This window comes from Streptomyces sp. NPDC086766, assembly GCF_044746005.1.
In the GTDB taxonomy this organism is placed as follows: domain Bacteria; phylum Actinomycetota; class Actinomycetes; order Streptomycetales; family Streptomycetaceae; genus Streptomyces.
On sequence record NZ_JBIVBI010000013.1, the window covers coordinates 24510 to 37191 of the forward strand.

Consider the following 12682-nt stretch of genomic DNA (forward strand, 5'->3'; position numbering starts at 1 on the left):
TCCGGCCTCAGCGTCCCTGGTAGCCCGCCGCGGCCTTGCGGGCCGAACCGAGCTTTCCGTAGAGCAGCTTTCCTGGGCACTCGGTGGCGAAGCCGTCCCGGTGGCCGGAGATCACGTTCAAATGCGCGTTCTTACCTTTTGCGTAGAGATTCCCACCGCCGGACGTGAGATATGTCTTGGCGAGGGGGTTCATCCCGTAGAGGCCGAGCTTCCAGGCGGCCAGCCGGGCGACGGCCGTCACCGTGGCCGCGGGCGGGCTGGACTTGGTGAAGGTGCCGATGACGGCGACCCCCATGCTGTCGGTGTTGAACCCCATGGTGTGGGCGCCCCGGACGGCCTTGGCGACGCCGCCGGCCCGGCCCTCGTAGATGGTTCCGCACTTGTCGACGAGGAAGTTGTAGCCGATGTCCCGCCAGCCCATGCTCTTGACGTGGTACCGGTAGATGCCGCGGATGACCGACGGGGCCTGCGCGCAGGTGTAGTTGTTGCCCGAGGCGGTGTGGTGGACGAAGGCCGCCTTGACCTTGCTGGTGTACACGAAGCCCTGCTCGCGCAGCGACTCGTCCGCCCCCCAGCCGCGGCGGGTGGTGATGCTCGGCCGCGGCCCGATGTACGGCTGGGCACGCTGACGGTCCGTCAGCTCGTCACCGCGCAGGGCGAACAGCTCGCGCTCGGTCTCCGCGCGGTCGAGTGCCGGGATCCTGGTGGCGCCGAGCGGGACGAGTTCGGCGTTGGCCTCGGACGCGGCGGCCGCCTCCGCGCTCATTCCGCCGGCGGGAGGCGGGTCGGCCGGCGGGCCCTGCGACGGGGCCTCGGCGTCCGGGTCGACGAGTTCCAGGCGCAGGCCGGAGGGGAGCGGAACGGGCGGGGCGCCCCGGTCGCCGGTGTCCGCGCTGACGCGCAGGTCGACGCCGTCGGAGTCGCCCACCCACAGGGGGGCCGTGGCGCCGCGCACCCGGCCGTTGGCGCGCTCGGGGGTGTCGGGGTCGGCGCCGTGGTCGGCGTTGTGGGCTTCGATGTCCTGCCAGCCGGACCAGGCGCCGGTGGCGGCGGCACGGGTGCGCACCTGGACACTGCCGTGCAGTTCGGTGTCGACGTCGTCCCAGACGACGCCGACCAGCGAGAAGTGCCGTACGGCGGAGCGGTACAGGCCCTGGAGGGGGGCGTGGCCGAGCACACGGGCGGGGGTGAGGGGGACCAGGGGCAGGGACAGGGTGCTGCCGGGGACGGCCGGCCCGGCGGAGACCGGGCGGGCGGACGCGGGGTGGGCGGAGGCCGGGTGGGCGGAGGCCGGGTGGGCGGACGCAGTGGCCGCGGCGAGGGGGAGGGCGAGGGCTGTCGCGCAGGAGACACCGACCGAGGAGGCAAGGATTCCGTATCGACGCATGCCCCTGATCTTGGACATAGTCATACATATATGTCCATTGGGGAGTTGACGCGTCGTCTACTGCCGTTGCGCCGAACCGGTGGCCCCGTCACGCCCTGCGCGGACGCGGCCCCGCGTACGCTTGCGCGGATGAACGCCACCGAACGCACCCCCGCCGACCTGCTGCGTTCCGCGCTCGCCGCGGACCCCGGACGCCCCCTGGTGACCTTCTACGACGATGCCACGGGGGAACGCGTCGAACTGTCCGTGGCCACCTTCGCCAATTGGGTGGCCAAGACCGCGAACCTGCTCCAGGGCGACCTGGCCGCCGGACCGGGCGACCGGGTCGCGCTGCTGCTGCCCGCGCACTGGCAGACGGCCGTGTGGCTGCTGGCGTGCGCCTCGGTGGGCGCGGTCGCGGACATGGACGGGGATCCGGCGGCGGCCGACGTGGTGGTGAGCGGGCCCGGCGCCCTGGACGCCGCGCGGGCCTGCTCCGGGGAGCGGGTCGCGCTGGCGCTGCGGCCGCTGGGCGGGCGGTTCCCGCAGCCGCCGGAGGGCTTCCTCGACTACGCGGTCGAGGTGCCGGGACAGGGAGACCGGTTCGCGCCCTTCGCGCCGGTGGACCCGGAGGGGGCGGCGCTGATCGTGGCCGGGGCGGAGTACACGGGGGCGGAGGTCGTGGAGCAGGCGCGGGCGGACGCTCCGGCGCTGGACCTGACGGGTCCGGGGTCCCGGCTGCTGTCCGGGCTGCCGTACGACACCTGGCAGGGGCTGAGCGCGGGCCTCTACGCACCGCTGGCCGCCGGCGGCTCGGTGGTGCTGTGCCGCAACCTCGACCGGCTGCCCGAGGACGCCCTGGCCCAGCGCATCGAGAGCGAACGGGTCACGGCTACGGCCCGGTGACGTCGGAGCGGCCCCGCCCGCGCGGCGGGCCGCCCCCCACCACCCGCACGAAAGTGCCGCCGCGCGCCGCCTCCCCCTCACCCGTTCGGCTCAGCAGCATCCGGCCCCGGTGGCCGGGGCGGGGCATCGTCGTAGCAGGCAGGACGGCACGCTCCTACGGCACGGGGGGTGGATCAGACGTGACCCGCAGCGCAGGGACGCCAGGTGGGCCGCCGGAGGACCGGGCCGGGGCCGGGAGGCCGGTGGGGCTCATACCCGGGCGGCCACGGCGGTGGGTGCGGTACGGCGCGCTCGGGGCGGCCGTCCTCGTCGTGGTGGCCGCCGGCGTGGGGTGGGGGGTGTACACCCGGCTCAACGGCAACATCACCGCGGACGAGGCGGCCGCGGCCGAGCTGCGGCGGTACGAGAAGGAGCGGCCGAGCGCCCTGGTGAAGGACGCGCAGAACATCCTGCTGATCGGGTCGGACACGCGCGCGGGGAGCGGCAACGGCCGGTACGGGCGGGACTCGGGGACCGAACGGTCCGACACCACGATCCTGTTGCACCTGGCCGCCGACCGGCACACCGCCACCGCAGTGTCGCTGCCCCGCGACCTGATGGTGCGGGTGCCCGGCTGCCACCGCCCCGACGGCCGTCTGTCCGCTCCGATGTACACCGCGTTGAACGCCGCCTTCGCGGTGGGGGGTTCGGCCTGCACGATCCGCACCGTCGAGAAGCTGACGGGCATCCGGATCGACCACCACGTCGTGATCGACTTCAGCGCGTTCAAGGAGATGGTCGACGCGGTCGACGGCGTCGAGGTGTGCCTCACCGAGCCCATAGACGACAAGGCCGCCAGGCTGCGGCTGCCCGCGGGCCGGGTGACGCTCGACGGCGAGCAGGCGCTCGGCTACGTCCGGGCCCGCAAGTCGCTCGGCGACGGCAGCGACACCGAGCGGATGGAGCGTCAGCAGCGCTTCCTCGGCGCCCTCGTCAACACGGTGTGGAGCAACGACGTGCTGCTCAACCCGGCGAAGCTGTATCCGGTGCTGGACGCGGCCACCTCGTCGCTGACGACGGACCCGGGCCTGGCGAGCCTGCGCGGCCTGTACGACCTGGTGCGCGGACTCCGCAAGATCCCCACCGAACGGGTCCAGTTCCTGACGGTCCCGCGGGAGTCGTACGTCTACGACGCCAACCGCGACCAACTCGTGGAGCCGGACGCCGAAAAACTCTTCGCGCGACTGCGCCGGGACGCTCCCGTGGAGGTCGTGAAGGAAACCACATCGGATTCCGGCGCAAAAAGCCGCAATCCGGCTGCCGCGGATTCACCGTCCTCACGGGAAAGCGATTCTTTTCCGCAGTCGGCCGACTACGCCGCGTACATTTTCGTGGGCAGATCCGACGACGGGATGCGCGCCGCTCCCCCCTGGCTCACACCCTCTCCCACGCCCACGTTCCGCGGCAACACCGCGGCGGAGGACTCCTGCGGGTAAAGCCACGGCCAAAGCCGAACTTTTGTCCAAGGAAATGGGCGGATTGCCCGGTTGTAGGGCCGTGCAATTTGTCACCGGCGTCGCTCTGGGCCGAACCGGCCGGATAGTGTGAGCGATCCGGTGCACCAAGCCGCGAGGTCCTTCCTGGGGTCGTGCACTGAGTGACCAGACCTGAGCGCCTTGTAGGGGGAAGGCGCCGCGTGGCCCCGACGGAGGATCGGACAACCGTGGACGCGCAAGGCCGTGGGCGGGCGGACAACATCGACCCCGCAGACCAGTGGGTGCTCAATCCGAACACCGGCGAATACGAATTGCGACTGACCCCTTCCGCTGCGCAACCGGCGGTTCCGGGTCCGCGGAGAGCCGGCTCCCGGAACGGCGGCGCGGCGCGCGGCCGGAGCGCGACGGCGCCGGCCCGGCAGCGCGCGGAGGCCCCGGGCCGCCAGGCGCCCGGCCGCGACGCCCCGGGCCGGGACGCCCCGGGCCGCGAGGTGCCGCAACCGCGCCGCCGGCGGCCCGTGCCGGAGGAGCCGCTGCCGGGGCGGCGCGGACGCCGCCCGGCGAAGAAGTCGAAGGCGAAGAAGGCCCTGCTGTGGACCGGCGGTTCGCTCGCCTTCGTACTGGTGGCGGCGTCGGTGGGCGGCTACCTCTACATCAAGCACCTCAACGACAACATCACCTCCGTCTCCGACGACGGCGCGAGCACCGGTGGCTTCCAGAAGGACAAGGCGATCAACATCCTGCTGATCGGCACCGACAAGCGCACCGGCAAGGGCAACGACAAGTACGGCGACAAGGGCAGCGTCGGCCACGCCGACACCAGCATCCTGCTGCACGTCTCCAAGGACCGCTCCAACGCGACCGCGCTGAGCATCCCCCGCGACCTGATCGTCAACGTCCCGGACTGCCCGACCCGGCAGCCCGACGGCTCCACCAAGGTCATCCCGGGCACGGACAACGTCCGCTTCAACACGAGCCTCGGCCAGGACGACCGTACGCCGAGCTGCACCATGCGCACGGTCACCGCGCTGACCGGGATCAAGCCGGACGACTTCATGGTCGCCGACTTCAACGCGATCAAGACGCTGACGACGGCCGTCGGCGGTGTCGACGTGTGCCTGGGCAAGGACATCAACGACAAGGACTCGCACCTCAATCTGAAGAAGGGCACGCAGCACATCGAGGGCGAGACGGCGCTCGCCTTCGTGCGCACCCGGCACGCGGTCGGCTTCGGCGGCGACCTGAGCCGCATCCAGCTCCAGCAGCAGTTCCTCAGCGCGCTGATGCGGAAGCTGAAGGACAACGACACGCTCACCAGCCCGACGAAGATGGTGGACGTCGCGGAGGCGGCCACCAAGGCGCTGACCGTCGACTCGAAGATCGACAGCATCGGCAAGCTCAAGGACCTGGGCATGGAGCTGGGCAAGCTCAACCCCAAGAACCTGACCTTCACCACGGTTCCGGTGATAGACAACCCGGCCGAGAAGGTGCACGCGACGGTGGTCCTCAAGAAGCCGTCGGCCCCCCAGGTCTTCCAGATGGTCCGCGACGACGTCTCCTTCACGGAGGTCAAGCAGCAGAAGAAGAAGGAGAAGGCCGCCGAGGCCGCCCGTCTGAAGGGCCCTCAGTCGGCCGCCTCCGAGGTGCGGGTGCGGATCATGAACGGCGGGGCGGTCGCCGGCAGCGCTCAGGAAACTCTTACCTGGTTGCAGGTGAATGAGGGGGTGCAGAAGTCCGAGAACGCCGGCAACGCACCGCAGGCACTGAGCAAGACCACGCTCGAGTACGCCCCCGACCAGGCCGCCCAGGCGCGCAAGCTCGCCGCGATCATGGGGCTGTCCGGGTCGGCGCTGAAGCCGGGCGAGAGCGTGACCAACTCCCAGGGCCTGCCCGCGATGACGCTGACTCTCGGCAAGGACTTCCAGGGTGCGGGCATTCCGCTCACGCCTCCGACGAAGGCGCCGGAGGACGTGCAGAAGTCCACAGCGGACAAGGTTCAGTGCGCCAAGTGACCTGACGGGCCTGTCTTGCGTCTATCAGAGCGCGGGGCAGGCCCGTCGGCGGCGCAAGGGTGGGGAGGCAGGGGACATGACGCAGAGCAGTGTGCGCGGGGAGGGGACGCGGTCGAACGTCCGGCGTGCGCGTGGTCTGGACTGGGCGGACGGGCCGCCGCGGGAGGACGCGGCGGAGCCGGACGGCGACGGCTCGGGCAGAGGCGGGGACCGGCGGCCCGGCCACGGCCACCGGGGCGGCGGCAAGCGCCGCGTACTGCGCTGGTCCGCAACGACGCTGGCGCTGCTGATACTTGGCACGGCGGCCGCCGGATACCTCTACTACGAGCACCTCAACGGCAACATCCGCAAGGGGCAGCGCAGCAGCGGCGACGCCAAGGCGCAGCGGTCCGAGCCGAACGCGGCCGGCCAGACGCCCCTGAACATCCTGCTGATCGGCTCCGACAGCCGTGCCTCCGACGAGAACGTGAAGCTGGGCGGCAGCCGGGAGAACCGCAACAACCCGCCGCTGGGCGACGTGCAGATGCTGATCCACCTGTCCGCGGACCGCAAGAGCGCCGCCGTGGTGAGCATCCCCCGCGACACCCGGGTCACCATCCCCAAGTGCACCGACCCCGACACCGGCCGGGTCTATCCCGAGACCACCGACATCATCAACGTGTCGCTGGCCCGCGGCGGCGCCGGCTGCACGCTCGCCACCTGGGAGAACCTCACCGGTGTCTACATCGACCACTGGATGACGATCGACTTCGCGGGCGTGGTGAAGATGGCGGACGCCATCGGCGGCGTCGAGGTCTGCGTGAACCAGAACGTGTGGGACCACCCGCTGCCCGGCGTGCCCGGCGGCTCCGGCCTGAAGATGACGGCCGGGACCCACAAGGTCAAGGGCGAGCAGGCCCTGCAGTGGCTGCGCACCCGGCACGCGTGGGGCAGTGACCTCCTGCGCGCCCGGGCCCAGCACATGTACATGAACTCGATGATCCGCACGCTGAAGGGCCAGGACGTCTTCACCGGCACCGGCCGGCTGATGGACCTGGCGGAGGCGGCCACCAAGTCGCTGAAGGTCTCCGAGGAGATCGGCACGGTCAAGAAGCTGTACGGCCTGGGCATGCAACTGAAGACGGTCCCGACGGACCGCATCACCATGACGACGATGCCCAACGTCGCCGACCCGCAGAACCGCGACCACGTCGTACCGGACGGCGGCAACGCCGAGAAGGTGTGGCGGATGCTCCGCGACGACGTGCCCTTCGACGACAAGGGCACGTCCTCCGGTGCGAAGGACGCGGAGAAGAAGGCGTCGGACGAGGCGGAGGCGGTCAAGGACCCGTCGGTCCCGGCCGACCGGCTCGGCGTGGTGGTGCAGAACGCCACCCGGACCGCCACCGAGGCCCCGGTGAGCGGCCGGGCGAGCGCGATCAGCGGGGAGCTCGTGCGGAAGGGCTTCGGCCGGGCGACCGCCGACGGCTCGGCGGCGCTGTCCGCGGACGAGACGGTGGTGCGCTACCCGAGCGCGGAACTGGAGGGCGACGCCCAGAGCGTCGCCAAGGCGCTGGGTCTTCCCATGAGTTCGGTGAGGAAATCGACCGACGTGTCGGGCGTCACCGTCGTCGTGGGCGCCGACTGGCGTACGGGCACGGCGTACCCGAAGCAGTCCGCGCCGAAGGCCGGTGACCTCCCCGGCAACTCCGACGCCCTCAACGGCGCGGACTCCGGCCAGTGCATGGACGTGTACGCGCCCTACCGCTGGTAGCGGCCGTACACGGGGGAATGGGCCCCTCTCCGGCGACGGGAGGGGCCCTTTCGTGCAGGTGGGCGCGTAGGGGCCCGGTGCGCGGCGGTCAGTCGGCGGCGAGGACCGCCGGGCGCCGGGAGGCGATGACCTTGCGCGCCAGCGCGCGGGGGCTGGTGAGGAAGCCCCAGCCCCAGGACAGGTGCATGGTGGCCAGGGCGACCGGTATCCGCAGCCGGGCCTTCGGCGGCAGCCCCCGGCCCGCGGGCACGGACCCGGCGAGGATCGCCGCCAGATAGCCGCCGGGGACCACGAAGCCCCAGGGGGTCAGCGCCGCGCCGACCACGATCCCGGCAGCGATCGCGCACAACGCGGTCGGCGGGGCGAGGTAGCGCAGGTTGATGGAACCCTCGTGGTAGCGGGCGACGACGTGCCGCCAGCGGCCGTAGTCCTTGTACTGCCTGGCGAGGGCCCGCACGCTCGGACGGGGCCGGTAGGAGACCCTGAGCTCCGGCGAGAACCAGATCAGGCCGCCCGCCTCCCGGATGCGGAAGTTGAGCTCCCAGTCCTGGGCGCGGATGAACTCCTCGTTGTAGCCGCCCTGCTGCTCCAGGGCCTCGCGCCGGAAGACACCGAGGTAGACGGTCTCGGCCGGGCCCGCCTGCCCACCGGTGTGGAAGGCGGCGTTGCCGACCCCGATCTTCGAGGTCATCGCGGCGGCGACCGCGTGCTCCCAGTCGTTCTCGCCCTCGGCGTGCATGAGACCGCCGACGTTCTGCGCGCCGGTCTCCTCCAGGAGCCGTACGGCCGTGGCGATGTAGTTCGGCGAGAGCATCCCGTGGCCGTCGACGCGCACCACGATCGGGTGGCGGGAGGCCTTGATCGCGGCGTTGAGCGCGGCGGGGGTGCGGCCGGTCGGGTTGGGGACCGTGTGCACGCGCGGGTCCTCCCGGACGAGCGCGGCGGCGATCTCGTCCGTGCGGTCCGCGGACGGGCCGAGGGCGATCACCACCTCCATCTCGCCGTCGTACTCCTGCGCGAGGATCGCTTCGACGGCTCCGCGCAGATGCCGCTCCTCGTTCAGGACGGGCATGATCACAGACACGGCGGGGAGCCGCACGTCGGGCTTGGCGTTCATAGGGGGCTCACGTTACCGCGAACGGGGGACACCGGTGCGCGCGCCGGGGTCGCCGCACCGGGCCGCAGATCGTATGGGCCTACGGTGCTCACGGTGCCCACCCACGCCGTAAGCGGAGGTGTCCCCCATGTCCACCACTTCGCCCCGGCCTCCCGCGCCGCCGCGGCAGCGACCGCGGCCGTCCCCCGTTCCCTCACGTCCGTCCGGCCCGCCGCACGCGCCCGTACGGCGGAGAAGGCCGCGATGGGCCATGCGGGCGGTGACAACGCTGTCGGTGGTGGTGCTCGCCTCCGCCGGGATCGGTCACGCGGTCGTCTCCAGCCTGGACGCGGACATCGCCCGGGTCGACCCCTTCAGGGACATGAAGAACCGCCCGCAGTCGGGCCACGGCATGAACGTGCTGCTGGTCGGCACCGACGGCCGGGACCGCATCAGCGCGCAGGAGCGGCGCAAGTACCGGCTGGGCGGGCAGCCCTGCCACTGCACCGACACCATGATGATCGTGCACCTGTCGGAGGACCGGGAGCGGGCCAGCGTGGTCAGCCTGCCGCGGGACTCCTTCGCCGAGATCCCCGCGCACGTCGACCAGAACACCGGCAGGCGGCACGGGGCGCACCCGGTGAAGCTGAACGCGGCGTACGCGGAGGGCGGGCCGAACCTCACCGTGCGCACGGTGGAGGAGATGACCCGTCTGAAGATCGACCACTACCTGGAGGTCGACTTCACCACCTTCATGCGGACCGTGGACGTCCTGGGCGGGGTGCGGATGTGCACCGCCGAACCGCTGAAGGACGCCTACACGGGCCTGGACCTGCCCGCGGGCACGCACACGCTCAACGGCGGCCAGGCGCTGCAGTACGTCCGCTCCCGGCACGTCGACGGCGCCAGCGACCTGGGCCGGATGAAGCGCCAGCAGCGCTTCCTGGCCGCGCTGATCGAGCGGGCGACCTCCTCCCGGGTGCTCCTCAACCCGATGAGGTTCCGGGACGTGACCCGCGCGGTGCTCGGCTCGGTGCGCGCGGACAAGGGCTTCCACACGGACGAACTGCTGGACCTCGGGCGGGCGATGCGGACCTTCTCCCCCTCCTCGTCGGAGTTCACGACCGTCCCGCTCGCGCAGACCGAGTACTCCGTGAAGGGCCTCGGCTCGACGGTGAAGTGGGACCGGGCCGCAGCCGACCGGCTCTTCCGGGCGCTGCGCGAGGACCGGCCGCTGGCCGCGCACCGCCCTCGGCAGCCGAACCGGCCGGTGCCCGTGGAGGTCGCCCCGCGGGAGATCCGCGTCCAGGTGGAGAACGGGACCCGCACGATGGGGCTCGGCAGGCGGGTGGACGCCGCGCTGGCGGCGGCCGGGTTCCGTGCCACGGGGGCGCCGGTGGACGCCGAGGAGCGGGCGGTGAAGCGGACCGTGGTGCTCTACGACCCGCGCTGGGACCGCTCGGCGAGGTCGCTCGCCGCCGCACTGCCGGGCAGCGAACTGCGGGCGGCGCCGGGGCAGGGCGCCATGCTCAAGGTGATCGCGGGTGCCGACTTCCGCCAGGTGCGCAAGGTCCGGGTCGAGGACCCGGTCCGGGCGGCCGCGGCGGTGGTGACGGGCGACGAGGTCGTCTGCCGCTGACCGGGCCGGGGCCCGTGCTTGTGGGGGCTGTGCCGGCCGGGGCTCTTCCGGGACCTGTGTGCGCCGCGCTCCCCGTGTTCCTTTTCTCAGTCCTCGTAGCCCTCGGCGGCGCGCTTCTCCCGCAGCTCCCTGATCGCGCGGCGGCGGGCCAGGCGGTGGGTGCGGCGGATCTGGGCCTCCTGGTAGCGCCGCTTGTCGCGCTCGGACTCCGGGACGACCGGCGGCACGGCGCGCGGCTTGCCGTCGGCGTCCACGGCGGCGAAGACCAGGTAGGCCGAGCCGACCTGGGTGGCCGGGGTGGACTCGTTCCAGCGCTCGGCGAGGACCCGCACGCCGACCTCCATCGAGGTCCGGCCGGTCCAGTTGACCTGGGCCTTCACATGCACGAGGTCCCCGACCCGAACCGGCTCCAGGAAGACCATCTCGTCCATGGACGCGGTGACGGCGGGGCCGCCGCTGTGCCGGCCGGCCACCGCGCCCGCCGCGTCGTCGACCAGTTTCATGATCACACCGCCGTGCACGGTCCCGAGGAGGTTCGTGTCGTTGTGGGTCATGATGTGGCTGAGTGTGGTCCGGGACGCCGAAGTCGGCTTGCCCGGGATATCCGTCGTTCCGGATTCCACGGCAGGGGCCTGGTGTGTCATGCCCTCCACCTTATGCCGCGGCCGCATCGGGGGAATTTGTGTCAGCTTCGCAACAGGGGCGCCCTTATTTTCCGACGGGCCTTGTAAGGCACACCGCCGGGGCGGGCACACTGGGGCCCATGAATGATTGGCCCGAGGGATGGTCCGACAGCAACCGCGGCCCCCGCTACGGACGTGGCAGTGCCGGCGCGCAGCCTGAGAGCGCCCGCGTGATGCGCCAGGTGCGGCGCGGCCCGGGGGCGCCCAGGCAGGGCGGCGCCTACAGGGGCGGCCCGGGCGGCCCCGGTCCCTCGGCGCCGCCGTACGGGGTCCCGCAGCAGCCGTCGTACGTCGACGGCCAGGGCCACGACGACTACGACAGCGGCTACAACACCGGCCAGGTCTACGGCCGTCCCGGAGGCGGCGGTCCCGCCGGACCGGACGACGGCTACATCCGCGGACCGCGCCCCGCGAACTGGGGCCGCCGCATCAGGCTGACCTTGACCACCCTGGTCACCCTGCTCCTGGTCGCCACCGTGGCGACCTACTTCTGGGCCGACTCCAAGCTCAACCGCCAGGTCGACCTGTCCAAGGTCATCGACCGGCCGGCCACCGGCGACGGCACGAACTACCTGATCGTCGGCTCCGACAGCCGCGCCGGGATGTCCGCCGAGGACAAGAAGAAGCTGCACACCGGCTCCGCCGAGGGCAAGCGCACCGACTCGATGATGATCCTGCACGTCGGGTCCAACGGCGACACGCTGATCTCGCTGCCGCGCGACTCGGACGTCGAGATCCCCTCCTACAAGGGGTCGGGGTCGGGCAAGGTCTACCCGGGCCGGGGCCGGCACACGAAGCTGAACGCCGCGTACGCCGAGGACGGGCCGACGCTGCTGGTGCGCGCCATCGAGTTCAACACCGGTCTGCACATCGACCACTACGTCGAGATCGGCTTCGCCGGCTTCGCCAACATCGTGGACGCGGTGGGCGGGGTCGAGATGAACATCGACCAGCCCTTCAAGGACAAGTACTCCGGCGCGGACTTCAAGGCGGGCAAGCAGACCCTGAACGGCCAGCAGGCCCTGGCCTTCGTCCGGACCCGGCACGCGTTCGCGGCCTCCGACCTCCAGCGCACCAAGAACCAGCAGAAGTTCCTCTCGGCCCTGGCCCACCAGGTCGCCACCCCGTCGACGGTGCTGAACCCGTTCAAGCTCTACCCGACCATGGGCGCGGGCCTGGACTCCCTGATCGTCGACAAGGACATGGGCCTGTGGGACCTGGCCTCCATGTTCTGGGCGATGAAGAGCGTCAGCGGCGGCGAGGGCAAGTCCATGAACATGCCCATATCGGGTTCCTCGGGCGGCAACCTCCTCTGGGACAAGGCCAAGGTGAAGACGCTGGTGAACGAGCTGAACAACGACCAGCAGGTGACCGTCTCCGGCAACTGACCGGCCCGCGCGGCTCCGCACCACCGGGCCGCGGTCGGGAAGACGGGACGGCGTGGAAGAGCCCCGCGGTGTGCGACCGCGGGGCTCCGTCGTGCGGGCCGGGGATCCGGTCACATGCCGACGCCCGCCATCGTCCGGCACATCTCCGGGGCGGGCCCCGCGCCCCTACGTCGTACGCCCGCCCGGGCCCCCGCGCCATCGGACGGAACCACAGGATCCGGTACCGCCGCCCGGGTGAGCGGCACCGGCCGGGCCCCGGCCCGCGCCCGCGATCGCGATCGCGATCGCACCCGCACCCCGCGTATCGCGAGCCGCGAGCCGCGAGCCGCACCATGCACCCGCACCCGCACCCGCACCCGCACCC

The 12682-nt window shown here is 71.9% G+C and carries 9 protein-coding genes; 6 read left to right on the forward strand and 3 right to left on the reverse strand.

The features are described from left to right. Nucleotides 1-7 precede the first annotated feature (7 nt). The gene (locus ACIPM1_RS23215; protein ID WP_402437894.1) at nucleotides 8-1405 is read right to left on the reverse strand and encodes a peptidoglycan recognition protein; all 1398 of its coding nucleotides are present in this window, start codon (nucleotides 1403-1405) and stop codon (nucleotides 8-10) included. A gap of 111 nt (nucleotides 1406-1516) precedes the next feature. Between ACIPM1_RS23215 and ACIPM1_RS23220 the strand changes: the two genes are divergently transcribed. From ACIPM1_RS23220 to ACIPM1_RS23235, 4 genes are all read left to right on the forward strand, one after another. Beyond that, entirely contained in the window at nucleotides 1517-2272 is a 756-nt protein-coding gene (locus ACIPM1_RS23220; RefSeq protein WP_402437551.1) for a TIGR03089 family protein, read from the forward strand. Between the two features lie 179 nt (nucleotides 2273-2451). Continuing rightward, nucleotides 2452-3747: an LCP family protein gene (locus ACIPM1_RS23225; protein ID WP_402437552.1), complete on the forward strand. Its 1296-nt coding sequence runs from the start codon at nucleotides 2452-2454 to the stop codon at nucleotides 3745-3747. A gap of 227 nt (nucleotides 3748-3974) precedes the next feature. Continuing rightward, nucleotides 3975-5759 (forward strand): LCP family protein, encoded by a 1785-nt coding sequence (locus ACIPM1_RS23230; protein WP_402437554.1) that lies wholly within the window; start codon nucleotides 3975-3977, stop codon nucleotides 5757-5759. Nucleotides 5760-5835: 76 nt separating this feature from the next. Beyond that, nucleotides 5836-7512, forward strand: coding sequence for an LCP family protein (locus ACIPM1_RS23235; RefSeq protein WP_402437556.1), 1677 nt, complete (start codon nucleotides 5836-5838; stop codon nucleotides 7510-7512). Between the two features lie 88 nt (nucleotides 7513-7600). Here ACIPM1_RS23235 and ACIPM1_RS23240 read toward each other — a convergent pair whose 3' ends face one another. Beyond that, a complete protein-coding gene (locus ACIPM1_RS23240) occupies nucleotides 7601-8629 on the reverse strand; it encodes a glycosyltransferase family 2 protein (protein WP_402437558.1) in 1029 nt (342 codons plus the stop codon). Nucleotides 8630-8756: 127 nt separating this feature from the next. Here ACIPM1_RS23240 and ACIPM1_RS23245 point away from each other — a divergent pair, with 127 nt between their 5' ends. Further along, nucleotides 8757-10247 carry an LCP family protein gene (locus ACIPM1_RS23245; RefSeq protein WP_402437560.1) on the forward strand — a complete coding sequence of 497 codons (1491 nt, stop codon included), beginning with the start codon at nucleotides 8757-8759 and terminating at the stop codon, nucleotides 10245-10247. A gap of 86 nt (nucleotides 10248-10333) precedes the next feature. Here the strand turns inward: ACIPM1_RS23245 and ACIPM1_RS23250 are convergent, their stop codons facing one another. After that, on the reverse strand, nucleotides 10334-10918 hold the full coding sequence (locus tag ACIPM1_RS23250) for an acyl-CoA thioesterase (protein WP_402437562.1): 585 nt from the start codon (nucleotides 10916-10918) through the stop codon (nucleotides 10334-10336). A gap of 92 nt (nucleotides 10919-11010) precedes the next feature. Between ACIPM1_RS23250 and ACIPM1_RS23255 the strand changes: the two genes are divergently transcribed. After that, nucleotides 11011-12318 (forward strand): LCP family protein, encoded by a 1308-nt coding sequence (locus ACIPM1_RS23255; RefSeq protein WP_402437564.1) that lies wholly within the window; start codon nucleotides 11011-11013, stop codon nucleotides 12316-12318. The last annotated feature ends 364 nt before the right edge of the window (nucleotides 12319-12682 follow it).

Bases quoted from the DNA above. Each gene is read 5' to 3' on its own strand.
- ACIPM1_RS23215 (WP_402437894.1), bottom strand. From the start codon at position 1,405: ATGTCCAAGATCAGGGGCATGCGTCGATACGGAATCCTTGCCTCCTCG.
- ACIPM1_RS23220 (WP_402437551.1), top strand. From the start codon at position 1,517: ATGAACGCCACCGAACGCACCCCCGCCGACCTGCTGCGTTCCGCGCTC.
- ACIPM1_RS23235 (WP_402437556.1), top strand. From the start codon at position 5,836: ATGACGCAGAGCAGTGTGCGCGGGGAGGGGACGCGGTCGAACGTCCGG.
- ACIPM1_RS23240 (WP_402437558.1), bottom strand. From the start codon at position 8,629: ATGAACGCCAAGCCCGACGTGCGGCTCCCCGCCGTGTCTGTGATCATG.
- ACIPM1_RS23245 (WP_402437560.1), top strand. From the start codon at position 8,757: ATGTCCACCACTTCGCCCCGGCCTCCCGCGCCGCCGCGGCAGCGACCG.
- ACIPM1_RS23250 (WP_402437562.1), bottom strand. From the start codon at position 10,918: ATGCGGCCGCGGCATAAGGTGGAGGGCATGACACACCAGGCCCCTGCC.
- ACIPM1_RS23255 (WP_402437564.1), top strand. From the start codon at position 11,011: ATGAATGATTGGCCCGAGGGATGGTCCGACAGCAACCGCGGCCCCCGC.